This window comes from Pseudomonas sp. GW821-FHT04C07, assembly GCF_059420325.1.
In genome coordinates this window covers 38238-59165 of sequence record NZ_JBWKTM010000022.1, presented here as the reverse complement: position 1 = coordinate 59165, position 20928 = coordinate 38238, and the positions used below count along the sequence as shown (strand labels likewise).

The following is a 20928-nucleotide window of genomic DNA, read 5'->3' as shown; positions in this document are numbered from 1 at the left end:
AGTCTCGACTCATCAGTCAGCCGCACCTGACAGCGAAACTACCTCTGGAGGTCGTTTGTGAAAAACGGCAAAACTTGTCTCTACGAAGACCTGAAACGTCAAATTTTGACGATGGAACTGGATCCTGACGAAGCGCTGGATGAAGTCATTCTCAGCGAGCGTTATGGCTTATCCCGAACGCCCGTCCGAGAAGTTTTCCGACGCTTGGCCGGTGAAGGTTATGTCGATATTCGAGAAAACCGGGGCGCTCGGGTTATTCCAATGAATCACTCGACACTGCGAAATTTCTTCCTGGTTGCACCGATGATATACGCAGCCATTGGCCGTCTGGCGGTTCAAAACTTCAAGCCACGCCAACTGATCGATTTGAAAGAAACGCAGCACCGGTTCCGCATTGCCACCACCTCAAGGGATGCGCTGGCAATGGTCGTCGAGAACAATCGTTTTCACGCGATCATGGGCGAAATGGCCGGCAACCAATATCTCCAACCCAGTTTGGAAAGGTTGCTCATTGATCACTCCCGAATCGGTAATACATTTTTCCGACCTCAAAATGAGGATATGGAGGAGCGTCTTGAACTTTCTGCGGGGCACCATGATTTTTTTATCGAGGCTATTGAACGTCGCGATGAACAAGCAGTAGTTGATCTCGTGTTTGAACATTGGGAACTGTCCCGAGAAAACATGGAGATTTTTATCGCGCCCCAAGGCATCAAGGCGGACGCGCTCGTTGACCTTCCACGTAACTCATATTCGGAGAAATCATCTTGAAATTTGAAGGCATCTATACACCAGCGGTGACTCCTTATAAGCCTGATGGGGAGATCGACTGGAGCGTGTACTCCGAAGTATTGGAGTCGCTGATTGAGGCGAAGGTACACGGCATTATTATCGGCGGGTCGACCGGCGAGTATTATGCGCAGACGGCAGAAGAACGTACTGAGCTTGCCGCTTATGCAAAAGATGTGATCGGCACTCGGGTGCAACTGATCATTAGCACCGGGGCCATTCGCACTGAAGATGCGGTGCAGTATGCGAAGGATGCCAAAGCGATCAAAGCGGACGCCATTCTCGTCACCAGTCCACCGTACGCGCTCCCTACCTCCGAGGAAAACGCGATACATGCATTGACCATTGATCGTGCTGCCGATCTGCCGATCATGCTTTACAACTACCCGGGTCGCATGTGCGTTTCGATGGACGAGGATTACTTCACCCGTGTGAGCAAATCGAAAAACGTAATTGCCATCAAGGAAAGTTCCGGCGACATGGGGCAGGTGCATCTCCTCGCGCGTAAGTTTCCCAACATCGCACTGTCATGCGGCTGGGACGATCAAGCACTTGAGTTTTTTGCATGGGGTGCCAGAAGTTGGGTGTGTGCAGGCTCCAACTTTTTGCCGAAAGAGCACGTGGCGCTTTACGAAGCCTGCGTCATTGAAAAGGACTTCGACAAAGGCCGTCAGATCATGTCGGCGATGATGCCTCTGATGAATGCTTTGGACGGCGGCAAGTTCGTGCAGTCGATCAAGTTTGGTTGCGAGCTGACTGGACTGAAAGTAGGGGACGTGCGGTTGCCGCTTCAGCCGCTTGATTCAGAAGAGAAGAAAAGCCTTGAAGCGATCATCAGCGATGTGAAGCGCGACGTTGCTAACATCACTTCGGGAGCCAGCCATGGGTGATCTTCTGAGCAAGGCCGAATACGCCGCCATCGCTAAAGGTATTTCGTTTCCTTCTAACGCGTTCATCAATGGCGCGTTCAAGCCCGCGATCTCTGGCAAAACGTTCGCCACGACCAATCCGGCGACGGGTGAGTTTCTGGCAGATGTTGCCGCATGCGCGTCTGAAGATGTCGATTATGCAGTTAGTAACGCTAAAGAAGCCTTTGAGGATGGACGCTGGAGATCGATTTCTCCCAGGGAGCGAAAAGCCGTTCTCCTGAAGTTCGCGAATCTGCTTGAAAGCAATCAACACGAACTGGCAGTCCTGGAAAGCCTCGATAGCGGCAAGCCCGTCAGTGAATGTCAGTTGGTCGATGTGCCGGACACCATTCACACGCTGCGCTGGCACGCGGAGTTGATCGACAAGATTTATGACAACACCGCCCCTGTGGGCAGTGACGCACTGACCATGGTTGTTCGCGAGCCAATAGGTGTAGTGGGCTGCGTGCTGCCCTGGAACTTTCCTCTACTAATGCTGGCCTGGAAAATCGGCCCGGCGCTCGCAGCGGGATGCTCGGTGATCGTCAAACCCGCCGAACAAACCTCGCTGACGACGTTGCGCGTTGCGCAGCTCGCGTTTGAAGCCGGTGTCCCCGCAGGTGTGCTCAACATCATTACGGGTACAGGCAAGGATGTCGGGGAGCCGATTGGCTTGCATCACGATGTCGACATGGTGAGCTTCACTGGCTCCACCGCGACCGGTCGCCGGTTTCTGCATTACGCAGCCGATTCGAATCTGAAACGTATTGTCCTCGAATGCGGCGGGAAAAATCCTGCCGTGGTGATGGACGATGCGGAAGATCTGGATCGCGTTGCCGAGCAAGTCGTAAACGGCGCGTTCTGGAACATGGGCGAGAATTGCTCTGCAACCTCGCGCCTGATAGTCCACACATCCGTGAAAGATGAGCTGCTACAGCGCATGGGCGCCTACATCCGCGAATGGAAAATGGGCGATCCACTCGATCCGCAAAACCGTGTAGGGGCGTTGGTCAGCCCTGAGCATTTCGCGAAAGTGAAGTCGTACCTTGAGCATGCCACCGCTGGAAAGCTCGAAGTTGTGTACGGCGGCGCGACCAAAGACGGTGCCTTCGTAGAGCCGACCGTGATTGACGGCGTAGGTCGGGACAACCGGCTGTTCCAGGAAGAGGTTTTCGGCCCGGTTCTTTCGGTCACCACATTCAGCTCGATCTCCGAAGCCATTGCCTTGGCCAATGACACGGTATACGGCCTTGCCGCCTCTGTTTATACCGGCAGTCTGCGACGGGCGATCAAGTTGTCGCGGGAAATTCGCGCCGGCATCGTCACCGTGAACTGCTTTGGTGAGGGCGATGCTTCCACGCCTTTCGGCGGCTACAAGGAGTCAGGGTTCGGCGGTCGAGACAAATCGATTTTTGCTCACGATCAGTACACCGAAATCAAAACCATCTGGATCGATGTTTCTGGTCGGTCGGATGAAGAGACTGAAAAATGAGCACCCAGACCATCAAGCGCCTACCGGTAGACACCGGGGTTTCAGGTTGGGAGGCGATTTCCACGCGCACTGCTCCTGTGCGCATGCTTGATGGGAGCGTGTCGGCAGATTGGCTGATTATCGGAGCAGGGTTTGCAGGTCTGTCCGCTGCGCGCAGGCTAGCCCAACTGCATCCCGGCGATAGCATCGCGGTCGTTGATGCCCATGAAGTCGCGAAGGGGCCAGCAGGAAGAAACTCTGGCTTCATGATCGACGTGCCCCACAGTCTTTCATCTGGGGAGTATTCGGTTGCCGCTGAGTCTGCAACGTCGTTGGAAATCGCCCAGAACCGCTTTGCTATCGCTTTTGCAGCGCAAGCCGCACGCGAGTACGGCATGTCTGTCGAGACCTTTGATCCGTCCGGAAAGATCAACGCGGCTGCAACAGAGCGGGGGATGAAGCTCAATGACAACTATGCGAAATCGCTAAAGGGCATTGGCGAGCAATACGAGTTGCTGGACGCTGCGCAGATGCAAGAGATCACCGGCTCCCGTTATTACCATGGTGGGCTTTATACGCCCGGTGCGGTGATGATTCAGCCCGCTCAATATATTAGGGATTTCGCATTTGGGCTTGATAAGAACGTCAGCCTTTATGAACGCTCTCCGATTATTGAACTGTCCCGCTCGGGAAATAGCTGGAAGGCGAGGTCTCATCGTGGTGTGGTTAATGCGCCTAAGGTGATTCTTGGAGTCAATGGCCATATCGAAGACTTCGGCCATTTTCAAGGTCGACTGCTGCACGTGTTTACCTACGCTTCGATGACGGCTGCTTATAGTCATCATGAGTTTGGAAGGCCGGTGACAGGTAAGGATCGATGGGCCTTGTTACCCGCGGATCCGATGGGAGCGACCGTTCGCAAGATTACTTCAAATGGGCTTTCGCGCATTGTTATCCGTACAAAGTTCACGTATGACCCAAGTATTCAAGTGACACTAAAGCGTGTTGCCGGGATTGCCGAAGAGCAACGGCATTCGCTGGACGCGCGCTTTCCCGAGCTGAAGTCGACTCCATTGGAGTTTAGCTGGGCTGGACGCCTCTGCTTGAGCCGTAACAGCGCTCCAGCCTTTGGCGAGATAGAAGAAAACCTCTATTCGGCTTGCTGCGAAAATGGGCTGGGAACTGTCAAGAGTACTCTGGCGGGCGTGATGGCCGCTGAGTTGGCCTCCGGCACCAATTCAAAGTTTTTAGAAAGTTTCAGTCAAGCGCCTGGGCCAAGCAGGCTTCCACCCAGGATATTAACGAAGCTGGGTGTCAACTCGGTTATTCGTTGGCAGGCGCTGAGAGCAGGGCGAGAGGGCTGAAGTGTTTCACACAACCGGCTTTTATTTCATAAAGGCCTAATTTCTAGTTTTAACCGTAGTTCGGAGTACGCCATGAAAAAGATTTGGAAGGCAATCTGCGCTGTCGCTGTGGCTGGTGTAATGAGTTTGCCAGTTCACGCCGAAGAAAAGAACATCACCATGGGTACGATGACTTGGGAGGATTTGACGCCCATCACCGGTATCACCAAGAAGGTGCTTGAAGACGCTGGCTACACAGTGAAAGTTGTAGATTTTTCCGAGTGGGGCATCGCGTACGCTGCGTTAACCAAGGGTGATGTTCAGGTGTTGGCGTCCCAAACGGACTATGCGGCGAACGATTACTGGAACAAAAACAAGAACAAGATCGAGAAACTATCTCCTGTTTCCTTTGGCCTTTACCAAGGTCTTGCAGTGCCGAGCTATGTCAACATTGATTCCATTGATCAGTTGAATGCTAACTCGGAAAAACTGGGCGGCAAAATTATCGGTATCGAGCCAGGGTCTGGCTTGATGAGCGACGCTAACAACGTAGTTAAAGCGTATGACCTCAAGCTTAAGCTGGTCGAGGGCAGTACCACCGCGATGACTGCAGCGTTGAAATCAGCCGTCGACCGTAAAGAGCCGGTAGTCGTAACCGTCTGGGAACCCTCCTGGATGACCAAGAAGTTCGATCTTAAATTCCTGAAAGATCCAAAAGCCATATTCCCACCACAGCAAGGCTACTACTGGATCGGCCACAAAGGCTTTGCTGAAGGCAATCCACGTGCTCGCGAGCTCATGGCGAGCGTATACGTGCCGATCGCAGACATCACCGCGATGAATGCTGAAGTCAAGGATGGCAAGACGATGGAGCAGGCTATCAAGGGCTGGACGGATAGCCACGCCGAGCTGCTGAAGCGTTGGGAAAATATCAAGAACTAATCAATTTTTGCTTTGTAGCCACTGCCGCCCTTTGATTAATTAGAAAAACCAGAAAACTGGTTCACGGGTTACGAAAATGACAACGCCCAAAATTGACACCAACGAAGTGCTGATAGATTGCCAGTCAGTCTGGAAAATCTTCGGGAAAGCCGCACCTGCAGCAATGAATGCTGTTGTTCAGCAGGGGCTCACCAAGACTCAGATCCTGCAAAACTACGGCTGCGTGGTCGGCGTCTCCGACGTCAGTCTCCAGGTTCGCCGAGGAGAGATCTTTTGCATCATGGGATTGTCCGGCAGTGGCAAATCCACACTTATCAGGCTACTCAATAAGCTGATCACACCTAGCTCAGGGACAGTCCTGGTTAAAGGCAAGGATCTGTCTTCCCTTACAGCTGCACAGCTTCGTGAGGTTAGGGCGCGTCACATTGGCATGGTCTTTCAGAGCGTCGCTTTGTTACCAAATCGAACAGTGTTGGAGAACACGGCGTTTGGCCTGGAAGTGCAGGGCGTGGGCAAGGCTGAACGTTACAAGGTGGCCGAGCAGGCCTTGGCCAAGGTGGGTTTGAGCGATTGGTCTTCACATTATCCCAGCGCGTTGTCTGGAGGTATGCAGCAACGTGTGGGTCTGGCACGTGCCATCACCGCCGATCCTGAAGTGATTTTGATGGATGAGCCTTTTAGTGCGCTTGATCCGTTGATTCGCCGGCAGTTGCAGGATGAATTTCGCCAGTTGACCAAGGAGCTTGGCAAGTCCGCCGTGTTTATCACGCACGACCTGGACGAGGCGATTCGAATCGGTGACCGCATCGCGATCATGAAGGACGGCGTGATTATCCAGGTGGGTACGGCCGAGGAGATCGTTCTCAATCCGGCTGACGACTACGTCGCGGAATTTGTGGCGGGCATTTCCAGATTGCATCTGGTTAAAGCCCAGTCGGTCATGACGCCCGTGGAGCCTTACCAGGTGGCGAACCCTGGCTGCGACATTTCCAGGCTTGCCAAAACCTCGCTCGACGCCGATATCAACGAGCTGATCGAATTGACCATGAAGTCCGAGCGCGACGCACTCTCTGTTGTCGACAACGGAACAGTGGTAGGCATCATTACGCTGCGTGATCTGCTGCGTGGTGTTCAAGGCATTCCGAATGAGTTCGCGGCTTCGACCGCCGCCAGTCTTCTGGAGGCATCGACATGAGCATCCCGGACTTTTCCAATCAGTTCGACTCGGTCGTCGACTCGAGTCTGGAATGGCTATCGGATCACGGCGAATTTTTATTCGACGGCGTCAATGCATTGCTGACGGGCATATACAAAAGTGTTCTCTGGTGCATTGCCTATCCCCCGTATTACGTCGTCGCGATAGCCATTGCCCTTATCGGGTGGCGGGTTGTCGGCGTTCGGTTCGCCATTCTCGCAGGCCTGGCGTTGTTGTTTTGCGAGGTGATTGGCTTGTGGCCGGAGACGGTCAGTACCCTTGCCCTGGTGCTGACGGCTACCGTGCTGGCGCTGGTGGTAGCGATCCCATTGGGCGTGCTGGCCGGCCTCGCGCCGTCAGTTGATCGCGTCGTGGATCCGGTTCTGGATCTGATCCAGACCCTGCCGCCCTACATCTATCTGTTGCCGGCCATCGCCCTGCTGGGCTACGGCCCGGCCACGGCACTGTTGGCCACCTTTATCGTTGCCGTACCACCGGCCATACGCCTGACCTCTCTGGGGATTCGCATGACTCCACGGGAATTCATCGAGCTGGGGGATGCCAGTGGCGTCACCGGTTGGCAGATGTTCTTCAAGATCCGCCTGCCATTCGCCAAGCCAAGCATCATGGCAGGGGTGAATCAGAGCTTGATGATGGCCTTCGGCATGGTGGTTATTGCCGGCATCGTGGGTTCCGGCGGCCTGGGTGAGTCGATTTATGCAGCTGTTCGCACACTGGATATCGCCAAGTCGATCAATGCGGCCATCGCCATCGTCATTCTGACCATGATTCTGGATCGGTTGGCGCAGCACGCTGCACGTTCGCAGATGGGAGAAAGCCAATGACTACCATGAACATCCAATTTTCCCCGGGTGAGTTCCTGGCACCTGCCGTTGACTGGCTGAACGCCAATCTGCACGGTTTGTTCAAAGGGATCAGCCAAGTCATCGAGGCGGTACTTGGCTTCGTTGAGGCCGCGCTGCTTGCGCCCCATCCTTATTTGTTCATTGGGATCGTCGTCGTTGGAGCTTTTTTTCTCACCAACAAACGCGTCGCCGTATTCGCTGCTTTGATGTTGGCTTTTTGCTTATTCTCCGGTCTTTGGGTCGCCTCCATGCAAACCATTGCCCTGGTCTCGGTCGCGGTTCTGATATCGGTGGCCATCGCCTTTCCACTCGGTGTGCTGGCCGCACGGGTGAAGCGGGTTGATGAAGCGTTCCTGCCGATCCTCAACATCATGCAGACGGTGCCGCCATGGGTTTACCTGATCCCCGCCGTGATTCTGTTCAGCCTGGGGCGGGTGCCGGCAATTATTGCGACCATCGTTTACGGCATTCCGCCGATGCTCAGGCTGACAACCCTGGCGTTCAAACAGTTGCCGAAAGATTTGCTGGAGCTGGGGCAGGCGTCCGGTGCTTCACCAAGAGACATTTTGTTCAAGATTGAACTGCCGACTGCCGCGCCAACGCTGTTAGTAGGTCTGAACCAATGCATCCTCATGTCCTTGGCGATGGTGGTGCTGGCAGGTCTGGTAGGGGCGGGCGGTTTAGGGGCTGAAGTAACCCGAGGTCTCTCAAGGATGGAGATGGGCCTGGGACTCCGGGCCGGCCTGGCGATTGTGGCGGTTGCACTGCTGCTGGATCGTCTGTCACGCGGCGCGTTGCAGCGTCATTCCCCCAGCAACCTCGTTTGATAGGGTTCCAGTATGAGACGCAGCTTTTTTTGCATCGACTCACATGCGTGCGGCAATCCGGTTCGGGTGGTGGCAGGTGGCGGCCCTTTGTTGCCGTCGGTGTCGATGGCCGAACGACGAGAAATTTTTGTCCGCGATCATGACTGGGTGCGAACTGCGTTGATGTTCGAGCCCAGGGGGCACGACATCATGTCTGGCGTCATCATCTATCCGTCCTCGCGTGATGACTGTGACTTTGGTGCGTTGTTTATCGAGGTCAGCGGCTGTCTGCCGATGTGTGGAGCAGGCACTATCGGTCTGTCTACCGTGGTGATCGAGGAAGGCCTGATCACACCGCGCGAATCGGGCAAGCTGGCCATCGAGACGCCGGCCGGGCGAGTGGATGTCGAGTACACCATGAACCGCGAATATGTCGACTCCATCCGCCTGTTCAACGTGGCCAGTTATCTGCACAGTGCCGATGTGGTGGTGGATATACCTGGCGTAGGTGAGCTCGTCGTGGACATTGCTTACGGCGGCAATTTCTATGCGGTGGTCGAGCCGCAGGAAAACTGGGCCGGCTTGCAAGGATTGACCACGGCAGACATCGTCAACCTGAGCCAGAAACTGCGCTCGGCTCTGGCAGAAGTATGTGACCCCGTGCATCCCGAGAACAGCAGAATCAGTGGCGTTCACCATGTCATCTGGTGCGACGACGAACACAGCACGGCAGCAGATGGACGCGGTGCCGTGTTCTACGGCGACAAGGCCATTGATCGCTCTCCCGGTGGTACAGGTACCTCGGCACGGATGGCTCAACTATTTGGTAAAGGACGATTGAAGGTGGGTGATACGTTCCGCAACGAAAGCTTGATCGGGACGATCTTCGAAGGGAAAGTCGAAGCGTCGGTGAAAGTCGGAAGATTTGATGGCATCAGGCCAAGTATCGGTGGCTGGGCGCAGATAACGGGACACAACACCATATTTGTCGATGATAAAGACCCGCTTCGTCACGGTTTTCAGCTTGCCTGATCAGCAGAGTAATGACGCCAGGGGTAAGCGCTTTTTGTACTTCTGGCGCTTGGCATTGCGCTTTATCAACGCACCAAATAACGTGTTAATTAACATAAGAAAGTAGGTCGAACATTGATCGAGCGACGCCAATTCAGCGGAGGCATGAAGGGGAAAAATCTCCGCTATCTGAATGAAAACCCCAACGAGACGACTCAAATGGTTCGGGCAGGATTTCTGCTGCTTGAGCATTTCTCGCTGCCCGCGTTCACCCAAGCGCTGGATACGATTGTCACCGCGAATCTTCTACGACCCGGGTTGTTCTCTTCCCGAACGTTTGGCTTGACCGATGGGGAGGTCGTCAGTGATCTGGGCTTGGTCATTCGGCCGGATGCGCGTATCGATTGTTCAGTGATTAAAGACCTTGATCTACTGGTCATTTGCGGCGGCTATAGGACAGAACTGAAGGCTAATGATGGATTTATCACCCTGCTCAGGACTGCATCGGATCTGGGTGTCAGTCTGGCCGGATTGTGGAATGGTGCATGGTTCCTGGGGAGGGCAGGATTGCTTGACGGTTACCGTTGCGCCATTCACCCCGAACATCGCCCCGCACTCGCTGAGTTCTGCAAGGCGACGCAGGTCAGCAGTGAGCCCTATATCATTGATCGAGACCGGCTCACGGCTTCCAGTCCCTCTGGGGCATTCCACATGGCGCTGGACTGGATCAAAGGACTGCATGATAAAGCCCTCGTCGAGGGTATAGAGGACATTCTGGCGTTCGAGGAGTCTCGTTATCGGCGCATAAAACCAACTGAAAATATCTGTGTTAGCGCGCCGTTACGTGAGGTGGTGAAGCTGATGGATGCCAACCTCGAAGAGCCTTTGGAGTTGGAGCAGCTGGCGGTCTACGCTGGCCGTTCGCGTCGACAACTCGAGCGCTTGTTCAAGGAGCAACTGGGCACAACGCCGCAACGGTATTACATGGAACTGCGTATCACCGAGGCGCGACGACTTCTCCAGCACACAGAGCTGTCCCAAGTCGATGTGCTGGTTGCCTGTGGCTTTGTTTCGCCCAGTCATTTCAGCAAGTGCTATAGCTCGTATTTCGGTTACAGACCGTCCAAGGAAAAGCGGCTGGTAAAGTAAAAAGAACCGTTGCGTTAGTAACGTTTTGGAATGATCCATCGCAACGGTGGATCAGCTAGATCACTTTGATGCCGGGAAAGGTAACTGTCGGTAAAGCTGTTGTCTCAACGCGTCAAATGCGGCACTCGCTGCCGAAATTAAATACGACCCAACGCTTTTCCGTGACTTCATGGCGCAGCCCGATCCGTCGATGCTTCGTGAGGCAGCTGTGTATGCGTGGATACCAGGCAGATCCGGTAGACCGATGATATTACCTTGCCATGGTACCTCTACACCGGAACGGGATGGTGTTGGTGATTGCCTTGGTGGTTTTACGGAGGGGGATTTGCAGTGTGTTGCCTCATATATCCAGGTCAATCACGTATGAGCCATTAAATTCAGGGTTTTCATTGATGCCATTTTTTGCATAGCCCCGGGCGTTGCAAATGACGCGGGTATTGCCCACCCGATAGTCAAAGCTCCCATGGGTATGGCCATGTAGCCAAAGTGCCGGTTGCCAGTCTTTGATCCGCTCTTCGAGGTCTGAAACATAACTGGAGTTAATCGGCGAACTCGCAAAAGCCGGGCTGATGCTCAACCGTGTCGGTGCAAAATGGGAAACCACCACCGTGGGCATGGTTCTGTTTTTGGTAAAGCAGTCTTCCAGCCAGGCGACTGTCTGTAAAAAAACCAGTTGGGAAATCGCCGGACTGAACAGGTCTTGAAAATCGGGTGAGATTTTTATGTGGGTGAAGTCCCGAATGACCTTCGTCGCCAGATCAATGCCCCGTGCCCGATCCTCTGCGGAATCGAAAAGACGATAGTCAGACCACAGGGTGCAACCCAGAAAACGCACGCCGTTGTGGACATACTCCGAACGTTCCAGCACGTGGATCTGTGTGCCTTGCGACAATCTGTTCAAGTGCTCGTAGGTAGAGATCAGGTCACAGCCATAAAACTCGTGATTGCCTGCCACGTACACGACCGGAGCGGGGCAGGATTTGGCCCACTCAATGGCCGCTGCCGGTCGGGAGATGTCTCCGGCGAGGACTACGATATCGGCATCCACATCGGGAAAAGGTAATGCGTTGACGGACAAGTGGATGTCGGACAGCAAGGCGATGCGCATTGATCAACTCCTACCGGTTTTAAATGGCGGCCCATTCAACTTACGCGTTGATCACCTCTTGCGACAAGCTTGGCGACTCCCTCTCGACACCAGGATGGCGACGAGAGGGAGCACAAATCGTCCCCTAAGAGAACGCGCTTTGAATGACCAGGCGTTGTTGCTCAACGTGCATCGTCATATTGCCTGGTGCCGTGGATGCACCTGATGGTGGTCCTGCATAACGAAGCGAGGCCGACTCAGGGGTAATTTCACGCAGATAATCATCGACGAATTTCCAGGCACCTTGATTACGGGATTCCTCCTGGCACCAGACCACCGATTTCAGATTTTTGTAACGACCGAGTTCATTAGCCAACGCCTCGCAAGGAAAAGGAAAAAGCTGCTCCAGGCGAACCAAAGCAATATGTTCAGCATTCACAGCACGGCGGTGTGCCAACAGTTCATAGTAAATTTTGCCGGAACAGGCGATCACACGGGTCACCTTTTGATCTTCCGCAGCAGCGGTAAACCTCTCACCCATCACCTCCTGAAAAGATCCCTCAGAGAATTCCATTAGCTCGCTCACAGCATCTGGATGCCTCAACAAGGATTTCGGAGTCATCACAATCAATGGCCTGGGTGCGGAATGCAACGCCTGACGTCGCAGTAAATGGAAGAACTGAACCGGCGTCGTCGGCTGACAAACCCGCATGTTGTCTTGCGCACATAATTGCAGGTATCGCTCCAGTCGGGCTGAAGCGTGTTCCGGACCCTGACCTTCTTGCCCGTGCGGCAACAACATGGTCAATGCACTGTGCTGACCCCATTTGGCAGCGCCAGCGGCAATGAACTGGTCGATAACTACCTGCGCGCCGTTGGCAAAATCTCCGAATTGAGCTTCCCACAGTACCAGTGCGTCAGGACGAGCGATGGTGTAACCGTATTCAAAGGCCAGGACCGCGGCTTCGGACAAAACCGAGTTGATGACCGTGAAGTTACCCTGCTGCCCTTGGGCCACATGATCCAAAGGCCGATATTTACCTTGTCCACGCACTTCACGATTCTGCGGATTTAAAACGGCGTGCCGATGGCTGAAAGTGCCTCGCTCGCAATCCTCCCCACTGAGCCTCACATCGACACCAGCAGACAACACCGATGCGAAAGCAAGGTGTTCACCCATGCCCCAATCCAACGGTTTCGAGCCCATTGCCATCTCGTGCCGGCCATTGATGACCCTGGATACCAGAGGGTGCAATTTCAAATCTGCAGGAAGCTCTGAAATACGGGTAGCCAGTGCTTTGATTTGCTCCAGTGTCGGTGCTGAGTAAAAGTTGGTTTTCAGGCCTGGAGAGAACTGTCGAGCTGTCTCTACGGCCATGGAGATTTCAGCTATAGCGCCAGACTGGGAGTTTTCCAGACCGTCGCGGTAAACCTGCGCGATGGACAAAACCTGCTCGTCAGTTAGCAGTCCCGAAGCGACCAGCTTATTGGCATAGATTTGACGTATGCCCGGATGGGTACTGATCGAACGGTACATCAGCGGCTGAGTAATGTTCGGTGTGTCTTGTTCCTGATGGCCGTGCCGTCTGAAACAGACCAGGTCGATCACTACGCTTTTGCCAAACTCTTTGCGGAAATCGAGAGCGAGCTGTACCGCATTGACAACAGCCTCAGGGTCGTCCCCGTTCACGTGCAATACCGGCGCCTCAATCATCTTTGCAATGTCAGTGCAGAAAAATGAGGACCTGGTTTCTTGTGGATCAGAAGTGGTAAAGCCAATCTGATTGTTCACGACGATGTGCACGGTGCCGCCGGTGCCATACCCTTTGGTGTAACTCAGGCTCAGCGTTTCCATGACGACACCTTGTCCGGAAATGGCCACATCACCATGTATCTCTACTGGCAGCACGCTGCCGCGCTGGGAGGCTTCGTACTGCTCGCTTTGAGCTCGAGCCATACCTTGAACAACCGGGTTGACGATTTCCAGGTGAGAAGGGTTGAAGGCCAAGGCGACTTTCACCGTACCGTTTTGCGTCTCTATGTTCCCCGTGAACCCCTTGTGGTACTTCACGTCACCCGCCGGTAAAACATTGGCAGCTTTGTTATCGAACTCATCGAATAGATAAGCCGGTGGCTTACCAACCGTGTTCACCAGAACATTCAAACGGCCACGGTGAGCCATGCCCATTACGACATTACGTACACCGTTTTTTGCGCCATGGTTGATGAGCTCATCCAGAAGGACGATCAAGGATTCACCGCCCTCCAACGAAAATCGTTTTTGACCGGTGTACCGGATATGCAGATATTTCTCGAACCCTTCCGCCGCCGAAAGACGCTCAAGAATGCGAAGTTTTTTCTCGGGACCGAGCGCCGGCTTCGATCGTGTGGACTCAAGACGGTTCTGCCACCAATCGCGTTGCAATGGGTCGCTCAGGTACATGAATTCGGTGCCTAAAGTTCCACAGTAGGTTGTCTCTAATGCGCAGACCAAGTCAGAAATAGACCCTTCGCCTTTCCAGAAGTGGTTACCTGGCAGCTCGATTTTTTTTGATAAGTCGCAGCCTTCCAATCCGTGAAACTCAGGCGACAGCTCCGGCATGCCAGGTAATGGAGCCCATCGCAGAGGATCAAGATCGGCCCGACGTGCGCCGACCATTCGAAAGGTCGCGATTAATGATTGAGCTGCTAATTGTCTACGAGCAGTTTCCATGTCTGGAACAGCGACCGACAAAGCCTTGCGCCCGGCACGTCGCGCAAGCTGCACAAACTGCTCGACTATCGGCGCGTGCGCAATGTCAGCTGTCTGCAACTCACCAATGCCGAGGGGCAGCCGAAATGACTCAAAGTAGGTACGCCATTGATCGGGTACGGTTAAGGAGTCAACGAGAAACTGCTCATATAACTCTTCAACATAGGTGGCGTTCCCACCATGTAAGACTGAAGTTTTTTGGCTTTGCATCGCTAACTCCTCGTTTCTCTGCCCTCGGATTGTTAGAGCGATGCTAACTAAAATGTCATTCTAAAATACTTATAGATGGTGCGGTTCAAGGCCAAAAAAAGGCGATTTTCGGCCAAGCACCCACCCGTACCAGAGCTGCTCGTACTTGGCCAGAAAGTGATTGAGTCTGGCTTGAAATCGATGCTTTATAAACTTGATGTGAACCCGCGTCGATGCCATCTTTTTGTTTCGGACGCCGCCAGGAGATTCACTATGCTGCCTCGATTTTTTTCGTGGTGTGGTGGGGCACCTGCGATACTTTCTTGTGTATTACTTTTGCGCTTTTCTCGGTGTTTCTGAAGTGACTCCGGTATTCTTTCGGCGTGGTATTCAAGCGTCGTGAAAAAATCATGCGCATATGTGTTGAGTTATGAAAGCCGCAGTTGAATGCAATGGTTTTTAATGGGACGTCTGTGTCTTCAAGCATTTTTCGAGCATGGTCAACCCGCACCTGTTCAACGAAAGCCGCAGGCGTGACAGCTGCGTATCTGGAAAAAATTCGCGAAAAAGTACGACGGCTCACCGACACGGCATCCGCCAGTTGATCCATCGAAAATGCTTCACCGATATGATCTGTCACATAACGCATCACCGTAGTGACGATGGAGTTCTCTTCGGGGCGCAAGGCCAGGAATGGGCTCGATTGTGACTGGCCGCCCTCTCTGTGGATGTACACAACCAGGCGTTTTGCGACGGTGACTGCAAGTTCGTTACCCCAGTCTTCAGCGACCAAAGACAGGCACAAATCGATGCCGGCCGACACACCGGCAGAGGTGAACAGATCTCCATCGCGTACGAAGATTTTGTCAGGCCGGATCAAGGTAAGAGGGAATTGATCTTCAAGCCGCTGAACATCATTCCAGTGTGCGGTCACTTCGCGCCCATCCAGCAAGCCAGCATGAGCTAACAGAAAGGCTCCATTGCACACCGATCCAAATCGCCGAGATCCCGCCGCCTGACTGCGCAACCAATCCAGAAAACCTTCTTCTGGCCGTGCGTCCGGCATTCTCGGACCACCCGCCACGAGAAGCAGGTCGCAATGGCCCGGATAGTTTTGATAGTGATAGGGAACGGCAATCTCCATCCCGTTCGAGCAGCGTACATTTCCTGGTCGAACCCCCACCATTGAGACGTCATACCGCTGACCTTCTGGCAGGAATGAATTCGCTTCGGCGAACACATCGAGGGGACCTGCTACATCCAGCGCCTGGACACCATCAAAAACAACCAGTGCAAGTTTCATATGAGCCTTCTGAGTCAACCGTCCGTAGAAGGGGCGGTTGTGCTACGAGAATTTTAGACAGGTTCGTCTACACACGCTACGGGTCACCGTCAGCCGGTCAATAAGCCTCTCGCTATCTCGTGCGCAAATGGCCAGAAATAGCTATTCATTGGCTCTAAAGTGAATGAGCAAAAAGTCGGCGTGTCTCGATTTGCCTCTAAGCTTGCTGCAGATATGAGCCGGCTGTTGGTACATCTCAATATTTATGGGTGCCCCAACTAGCGGATATCCCAAAGAAAAATATTATTCAATTTCGATAGCAAACGGAGCGTATGCCGATGTGGTCCAACACGCCCGCAACAAGACTGTTGGGTATAAAATTTCCCATTATTCAAGGTCCCTTTGGTGGCGGCCCCTCGTCCGTTGAACTGGTCAGTACTGTATCCAATGCCGGAGGTTTAGGGTCTTTTGGCATGCAGTCACTGGAGCCCGCGCAAATGATTGATGTGGCACGGCAGATTCGTATAGCGACGAGTAAACCGTTTGCCATCAACCTTTGGATGTCTAACGGTGAAGAGACAGAATCAAGCCCCGAAGGCGTTCATGAAGCAGGCGAGCTTTTGCGTCCGTATTATGCCGAACTTGGAAAGGAAGTTCCGGCCACGCCAGAGCGTTTTATCCCTGATTTGGGCGCCCAGCTAGCTGCAATGCTGGAAATTAAGCCGCACGTATTCAGTTTTGTTTTCGGCATTCCTCCTGTCGCCATTATTGCTGCCTGCAAGTCATTGGGTATTTTGACGATGGGGACAGCGACCACTGCGCTGGAAGCGAAAGCATTGGAACGTGCAGGCGTCGATTGCATTGTTGCCTCAGGATTCGAAGCCGGTGGTCATAAAGGGTCGTTCCTGAGATCGGCTGAAGAATCGCTTACGGGCACATTTTCCTTGATTCCCCAGGTCGTGGACCAGGTGGGGATCCCCGTTATCGCTGCCGGTGGCGTAACTGATGCACGCGGGGTGGCGGCAGCCTTTGCCTTGGGGGCTCACGGCGTTCAGATTGGTACTGCGTTTCTTGCCTGTAAAGAGTCAGCGGCGAGTTCCCCGCATCGCAAAGCCCTTTGCGAGAGTCATTCGGGATCTACGACGCTGACGAAAGCCTTCACTGGGCGCCTGGCGAGGAGCATTTCGAACAGGATGACTACCGAGATGAGTCACAGCAGCTCAAAAATTGCGGCTTATCCTGTCCAGGCCTGGTACATGGGGAATCTCGGAAGAGCGGCGCTAATGCAAGGCCACGATGACTTCGTTTCTCTGTCAGCAGGGCAATCCGTCTCTCTGATTCGTCACGACAACGCGCGCGAGTTGATGGAGGAACTCGTCAGGGAAACTCCGAAAATTTTTGCGAAATACTGTTTGCATCGATGATGAAGATCGAAGGGGGGAGGTCAGCTTTTTGCGGATCTCTGGATTGGGATGTTATTCGTTGGAGCTTATTTTTAAAGTACTCTGACGGCGCAAGTTTGAAAGTTGATAGCATCCCGGATCGTTTCCAACAGGAGGCAGATCCGGGCCACTTCATCCGCTGGTATGTTCAGGCAGATCCACTACTCGGTCATGTTCAACATCGGCTCCGCAGCCTTCGGCGAACCATCTCGCACCCACCAACAATGTCCGCCTCAAGCAGCCCCACGGCAGTGTCGAATTGCCCGGTTTTGATTGCCGCCTGATGCCCGCATTGTGGGGCACCGAAAGACAGATGCACCACCTGGGCGGCGCCACGTACGCTATTGCTGGATGAGTCCGCGAAAAGAGGATTGAGGCCGGTCTATCGACTGAGTCACCAGCTTAATGCTGATGACACCGTAAGACACACTAATTCAAGCACTTACAGAGTAAATACCCTGGTTTGCGCCTTGTCTTGGTACGTCTCCTATACTGACTCGCGTTGACAGGTTCAACGCAGACACCGAATGCCGTTGGAACTGCAGTCGGAGTTCTGACAACTTCCCTACCAGTCACTGTAAGGAGATCGAACATGGCAATCCGTATTGGCGACGAAGCACCGGATTTCACTGCCGAAAGCACCGAAGGTCCGCTGCACTTCCACGAGTGGATTGGCGACAAGTGGGCCATCCTGTTCTCGCATCCGAAGGACTTCACCCCTGTGTGTACCACTGAGCTCGGTTATATGGCCGGACTTAAGCCGGAATTCGATAAACGCAACACCAAGATAGTCGGGCTCAGTGTCGACCCGGTCAGTGACCACCGGGCCTGGGTCGGTGACATCGAAGAGACCCAGGGCCATGCGGTCAACTATCCCATGATCGGCGACGCAAACCTGGTGGTGGCGAAGCTCTACGACATGATTCACCCGAATGCCAGTGGCGGCTCACGCACCGCCGCGGACAACGCCACGGTGCGTTCGGTGTTCATCGTCGGCCCGGACAAGAAGGTCAAGGCGATGCTGATCTACCCAATGAGTGCCGGGCGCAACTTCGATGAAGTGTTGCGCCTGCTCGATTCTCTGCAATTGAACGCCAAGCACACAGTCGCCACCCCAGTGAACTGGCGCCCGGGTGAGGACGTCATCATTCCCACTTCGGTATCCGATGAAGAGGCCAGGAAGAAATATCCGCAGGGCTTCAAGACGTTGAAACCCTATTTGCGCGTCGTGGCGCAACCGAGGTAACAACAACCAGCAAGGGCTCAGTCACGATTGGAAGATGGATTATGTATCCGGGAGCGACTCTACGCCGGATGACATCGATCGCAGTGTTGACTGGGCTCACCCACCTGAATCATCGAGAGTGGACAGCATTCCTCTGAGGTTAGCCACCGTAGAGGCCCCACCTGCGCCTTTAGCTTTATTGTTGCATTCAGTGCACTTATGAACTGCAATCTTCCTGGCTAGTGCTTTGTTTTCGACCAATTACACTCCTCAGCACAACGGATGCGCCAGGAGATCAAGATGGTAAGCTGCGTCAGGATTCAGAATATTGGTGGGCCTCAGGTCTTGCGGCTCGAACAGACAAGTACACAATCACCTGGTGCCGGAGAAGTCTGGCTGGAGCAGGCGGCCATTGGGATCAACCCCCTGGACCTGAGCCAGCGCTGCGGCACTGTTCGTATTCCTCTGCCATCCGGTCTCGGTCTTGAAGGGGCCGGGCATGTTACGGCGATAGGGCCGGACGTCACCGAGGTGGCGGTGGGAGACAGGGTCGCGTACGCCACCGGCCCGATTGGCGCCTACGCCAGTGGTCGCCTCTATCCGGCCAATCGACTCGTGAAGATTCCCGATGATCTGGGCTTCGACGAAGCGGCAGCGGTGCTCTTCAAAGGCATTACCGCCCACTATCTGCTCAAGACAACCTATCGCGTTGGCCCCGGCTCCAGGGTGCTGCTGTATGGAGCTGCGGGCGCGTTGGGGCAAATCATGGTGCCGTGGGCCAAACATCTGGGCGCCTTCGTGATCGGTGTGGTCTCGAAGCAGGAAAGTGTCGAGCGCGCAAAGACAGCCGGTTGTGATGAAGTACTGGTGTTCAACGCAGCTACGCTTGCCGATCAGGTCGCCGAGGTAACCAAGGGGAAAAAGGTCGACGTCGTGTATGACCCTATCGGCCGGGTTTCTTTCGAGGCTTCCCTGGATAGCCTTCGCCCGCGTGGCCTGCTGGTATCTTTCGGAATGGCCTCGGGAACGACGCCTGCCATCGAGGTCAGCACCCTGAACGCCAAGGGTTCTCTCTTCCTGACCCGACCGTCCCTCGCCGCGCACACGGCCACTGCGCACGAGTATCAAGAGCGCGCAAAGGATGTGTTGCAAGCGATAACCGACGGTATCATCCAGCCACGAATCTGGCGTCGCTACCCGTTGGCCGACGTAGCCTCTGCGCACGCCGATCTGGAGAATGGGCGGTCGCAAGGCGCGATGATACTCACGCCCTGAGCGCAGGCCGGGACCAGGCGTATGCCCCGGGCCTTCGCCAGAGCCCTTTGTCTGAATGTGTCCGCGAGGTTTGTAGTTGTATGGATCTGTTCGATAGCCGTCAGGCGGATGAACTCGCCACACTCCTGGCTCTGTCCGACCACGGCTCGTTTGCCGCGGCGGGAAGGATGCTGCAACGGCACCCTTCGGTGCTGTCCAAGCGGCTCAGCGCCTTGGAGCTTCGTCTCGGGATACGCCTGGTCGAACGGACCACGAGGCAACTGCGCTTCACGGACGAAGGGGAGCGCCTGGTCACGCGGCTTCGCCATGCAGTGAGCTTGATTACGGAAGCTGAGCATGATGCAGCTCAGGGCGCGGCGCAGGTCAGAGGGCGACTGCGGATTGCCTTGCCAGCGGCGATGGGGCGGCTATGGCTCAGCTCGATAGTGTCGGAGTTCGCCCTGGCGTACCCCCAGGTTTCGCTGGAGGTCGAGTACTCGGAGCGATTCGTGGACATTGTCGCGGAGGGTTTCGATGCCGCGATCCGAATCGGTGAGCTTTCAGATAGTCGACTGGTTGCCAGGAAACTGTGCGACCACCGTCGTATTCTGTGTGCCGCGCCTGCCTACCTGCAGCGCCATGGAGAGCCGAAAGTTCCGGCAGACCTCGATGCCCACAATTGTCTCGGCTTCACCGGGCTGCACTCATACCCGGAGTGGAAGCTGACGCGCGATGACCATCAGAAGTCCGTCAGGGTGCGTAGCGGTATGGTCAGCAACGACAATGAGGCATTGCTGTCCGCCGCCTGCCTGGGGCTGGGCATTCTTGCTGGAGGCGAGTGGCTCATGAAGAGAGACATCGATTCCGGTCACCTCGTCAGGGTACTTCCGCAGTGGCAGCTGGATGCCGACGCGGGCGTCTATCTGGTACGCCCGTCCGCCAGGTACAACACGGCAACGACGACGGCGTTCAAGCACTGGATCGAGGAAAGGTTTTCCAGGGGGGCACCTTGGCAATCGTTTTGACAGTGGGGATGCCCATAGCATGGGGCAGAAAACGATCAGAAGCGGACCATGGACACACTGCACGTGACTCCGTATGAACACTGTCATGGAGCCCATCCACCGCAAAAACTCACCGCACGATTGCGTTCGGAACTGGCGAACAAACGTATCGTCTGCCTGCACATTCCCGATGATTTTGAGTACATGGAACCG

The 20928-nt window shown here is 54.6% G+C and carries 17 protein-coding genes; 14 read left to right on the top strand and 3 right to left on the bottom strand.

Annotation, left to right across the window (positions count from 1 at the left end; genetic code table 11):
* Positions 1-57: 57 nt before the first annotated feature.
* The 10 genes from AC07UI_RS28190 to AC07UI_RS28145 all read left to right on the top strand — a co-directional run bounded on the left by AC07UI_RS28190 (position 58) and on the right by AC07UI_RS28145 (position 10480).
* A complete protein-coding gene (locus tag AC07UI_RS28190; protein ID WP_494995581.1) occupies positions 58-771 on the top strand; it encodes a GntR family transcriptional regulator in 714 nt (237 codons plus the stop codon).
* The gene (locus tag AC07UI_RS28185; protein WP_494995580.1) at positions 768-1679 is read left to right on the top strand and encodes a dihydrodipicolinate synthase family protein; all 912 of its coding nucleotides are present in this window, start codon (positions 768-770) and stop codon (positions 1677-1679) included. Before AC07UI_RS28190 ends, AC07UI_RS28185 begins: the two co-directional genes overlap by 4 nt.
* On the top strand, positions 1672-3189 hold the full coding sequence (locus AC07UI_RS28180) for an aldehyde dehydrogenase (protein ID WP_494995579.1): 1518 nt from the start codon (positions 1672-1674) through the stop codon (positions 3187-3189). Before AC07UI_RS28185 ends, AC07UI_RS28180 begins: the two co-directional genes overlap by 8 nt.
* A complete protein-coding gene (locus AC07UI_RS28175; protein ID WP_494995578.1) occupies positions 3186-4532 on the top strand; it encodes an NAD(P)/FAD-dependent oxidoreductase in 1347 nt (448 codons plus the stop codon). The genes AC07UI_RS28180 and AC07UI_RS28175 overlap by 4 nt, the downstream gene beginning before the upstream one ends.
* Positions 4533-4604: 72 nt before the next feature.
* Entirely contained in the window at positions 4605-5453 is an 849-nt protein-coding gene (locus AC07UI_RS28170) for a glycine betaine ABC transporter substrate-binding protein (protein WP_494995577.1), read from the top strand.
* A gap of 76 nt (positions 5454-5529) precedes the next feature.
* Complete coding sequence (locus AC07UI_RS28165; protein ID WP_494995576.1) at positions 5530-6648, top strand: quaternary amine ABC transporter ATP-binding protein; 1119 nt, start codon at positions 5530-5532, stop codon at positions 6646-6648.
* Positions 6645-7493, top strand: a complete 849-nt coding sequence (locus AC07UI_RS28160) for an ABC transporter permease (RefSeq protein ID WP_494995575.1) — start codon at positions 6645-6647, stop codon at positions 7491-7493. The genes AC07UI_RS28165 and AC07UI_RS28160 overlap by 4 nt, the downstream gene beginning before the upstream one ends.
* Positions 7490-8341 carry an ABC transporter permease gene (locus AC07UI_RS28155; RefSeq protein ID WP_494995574.1) on the top strand — a complete coding sequence of 284 codons (852 nt, stop codon included), beginning with the start codon at positions 7490-7492 and terminating at the stop codon, positions 8339-8341. The genes AC07UI_RS28160 and AC07UI_RS28155 overlap by 4 nt, the downstream gene beginning before the upstream one ends.
* A gap of 12 nt (positions 8342-8353) precedes the next feature.
* Positions 8354-9352, top strand: coding sequence for a 4-hydroxyproline epimerase (locus AC07UI_RS28150; protein ID WP_494995573.1), 999 nt, complete (start codon positions 8354-8356; stop codon positions 9350-9352).
* Positions 9353-9496: 144 nt separating this feature from the next.
* The gene (locus tag AC07UI_RS28145; protein ID WP_494995586.1) at positions 9497-10480 is read left to right on the top strand and encodes a GlxA family transcriptional regulator; all 984 of its coding nucleotides are present in this window, start codon (positions 9497-9499) and stop codon (positions 10478-10480) included.
* A 340-nt stretch (positions 10481-10820) separates the two neighbouring features.
* Here AC07UI_RS28145 and AC07UI_RS28140 read toward each other — a convergent pair whose 3' ends face one another.
* The 3 genes from AC07UI_RS28140 to AC07UI_RS28130 all read right to left on the bottom strand — a co-directional run bounded on the left by AC07UI_RS28140 (position 10821) and on the right by AC07UI_RS28130 (position 15811).
* On the bottom strand, positions 10821-11588 hold the full coding sequence (locus AC07UI_RS28140; protein ID WP_494995572.1) for a metallophosphoesterase: 768 nt from the start codon (positions 11586-11588) through the stop codon (positions 10821-10823).
* A 124-nt stretch (positions 11589-11712) separates the two neighbouring features.
* On the bottom strand, positions 11713-14529 hold the full coding sequence (locus AC07UI_RS28135) for a 2-oxoglutarate dehydrogenase E1 component (protein ID WP_494995571.1): 2817 nt from the start codon (positions 14527-14529) through the stop codon (positions 11713-11715).
* A gap of 250 nt (positions 14530-14779) precedes the next feature.
* A complete protein-coding gene (locus tag AC07UI_RS28130) occupies positions 14780-15811 on the bottom strand; it encodes a GlxA family transcriptional regulator (protein ID WP_494995570.1) in 1032 nt (343 codons plus the stop codon).
* A 317-nt stretch (positions 15812-16128) separates the two neighbouring features.
* On the opposite strand from AC07UI_RS28130, the gene AC07UI_RS28125 reads away from it, so the two are divergent.
* The 4 genes from AC07UI_RS28125 (at position 16129) to AC07UI_RS28110 (ending at position 20736) form a co-directional block, all read left to right on the top strand.
* Positions 16129-17214: an NAD(P)H-dependent flavin oxidoreductase gene (locus tag AC07UI_RS28125; RefSeq protein WP_494995569.1), complete on the top strand. Its 1086-nt coding sequence runs from the start codon at positions 16129-16131 to the stop codon at positions 17212-17214.
* A gap of 610 nt (positions 17215-17824) precedes the next feature.
* Positions 17825-18478: a peroxiredoxin gene (locus AC07UI_RS28120; RefSeq protein WP_494995568.1), complete on the top strand. Its 654-nt coding sequence runs from the start codon at positions 17825-17827 to the stop codon at positions 18476-18478.
* A gap of 279 nt (positions 18479-18757) precedes the next feature.
* On the top strand, positions 18758-19732 hold the full coding sequence (locus AC07UI_RS28115) for a quinone oxidoreductase family protein (RefSeq protein WP_494995567.1): 975 nt from the start codon (positions 18758-18760) through the stop codon (positions 19730-19732).
* A gap of 80 nt (positions 19733-19812) precedes the next feature.
* Complete coding sequence (locus AC07UI_RS28110) at positions 19813-20736, top strand: LysR family transcriptional regulator (RefSeq protein WP_494995566.1); 924 nt, start codon at positions 19813-19815, stop codon at positions 20734-20736.
* The last annotated feature ends 192 nt before the right edge of the window (positions 20737-20928 follow it).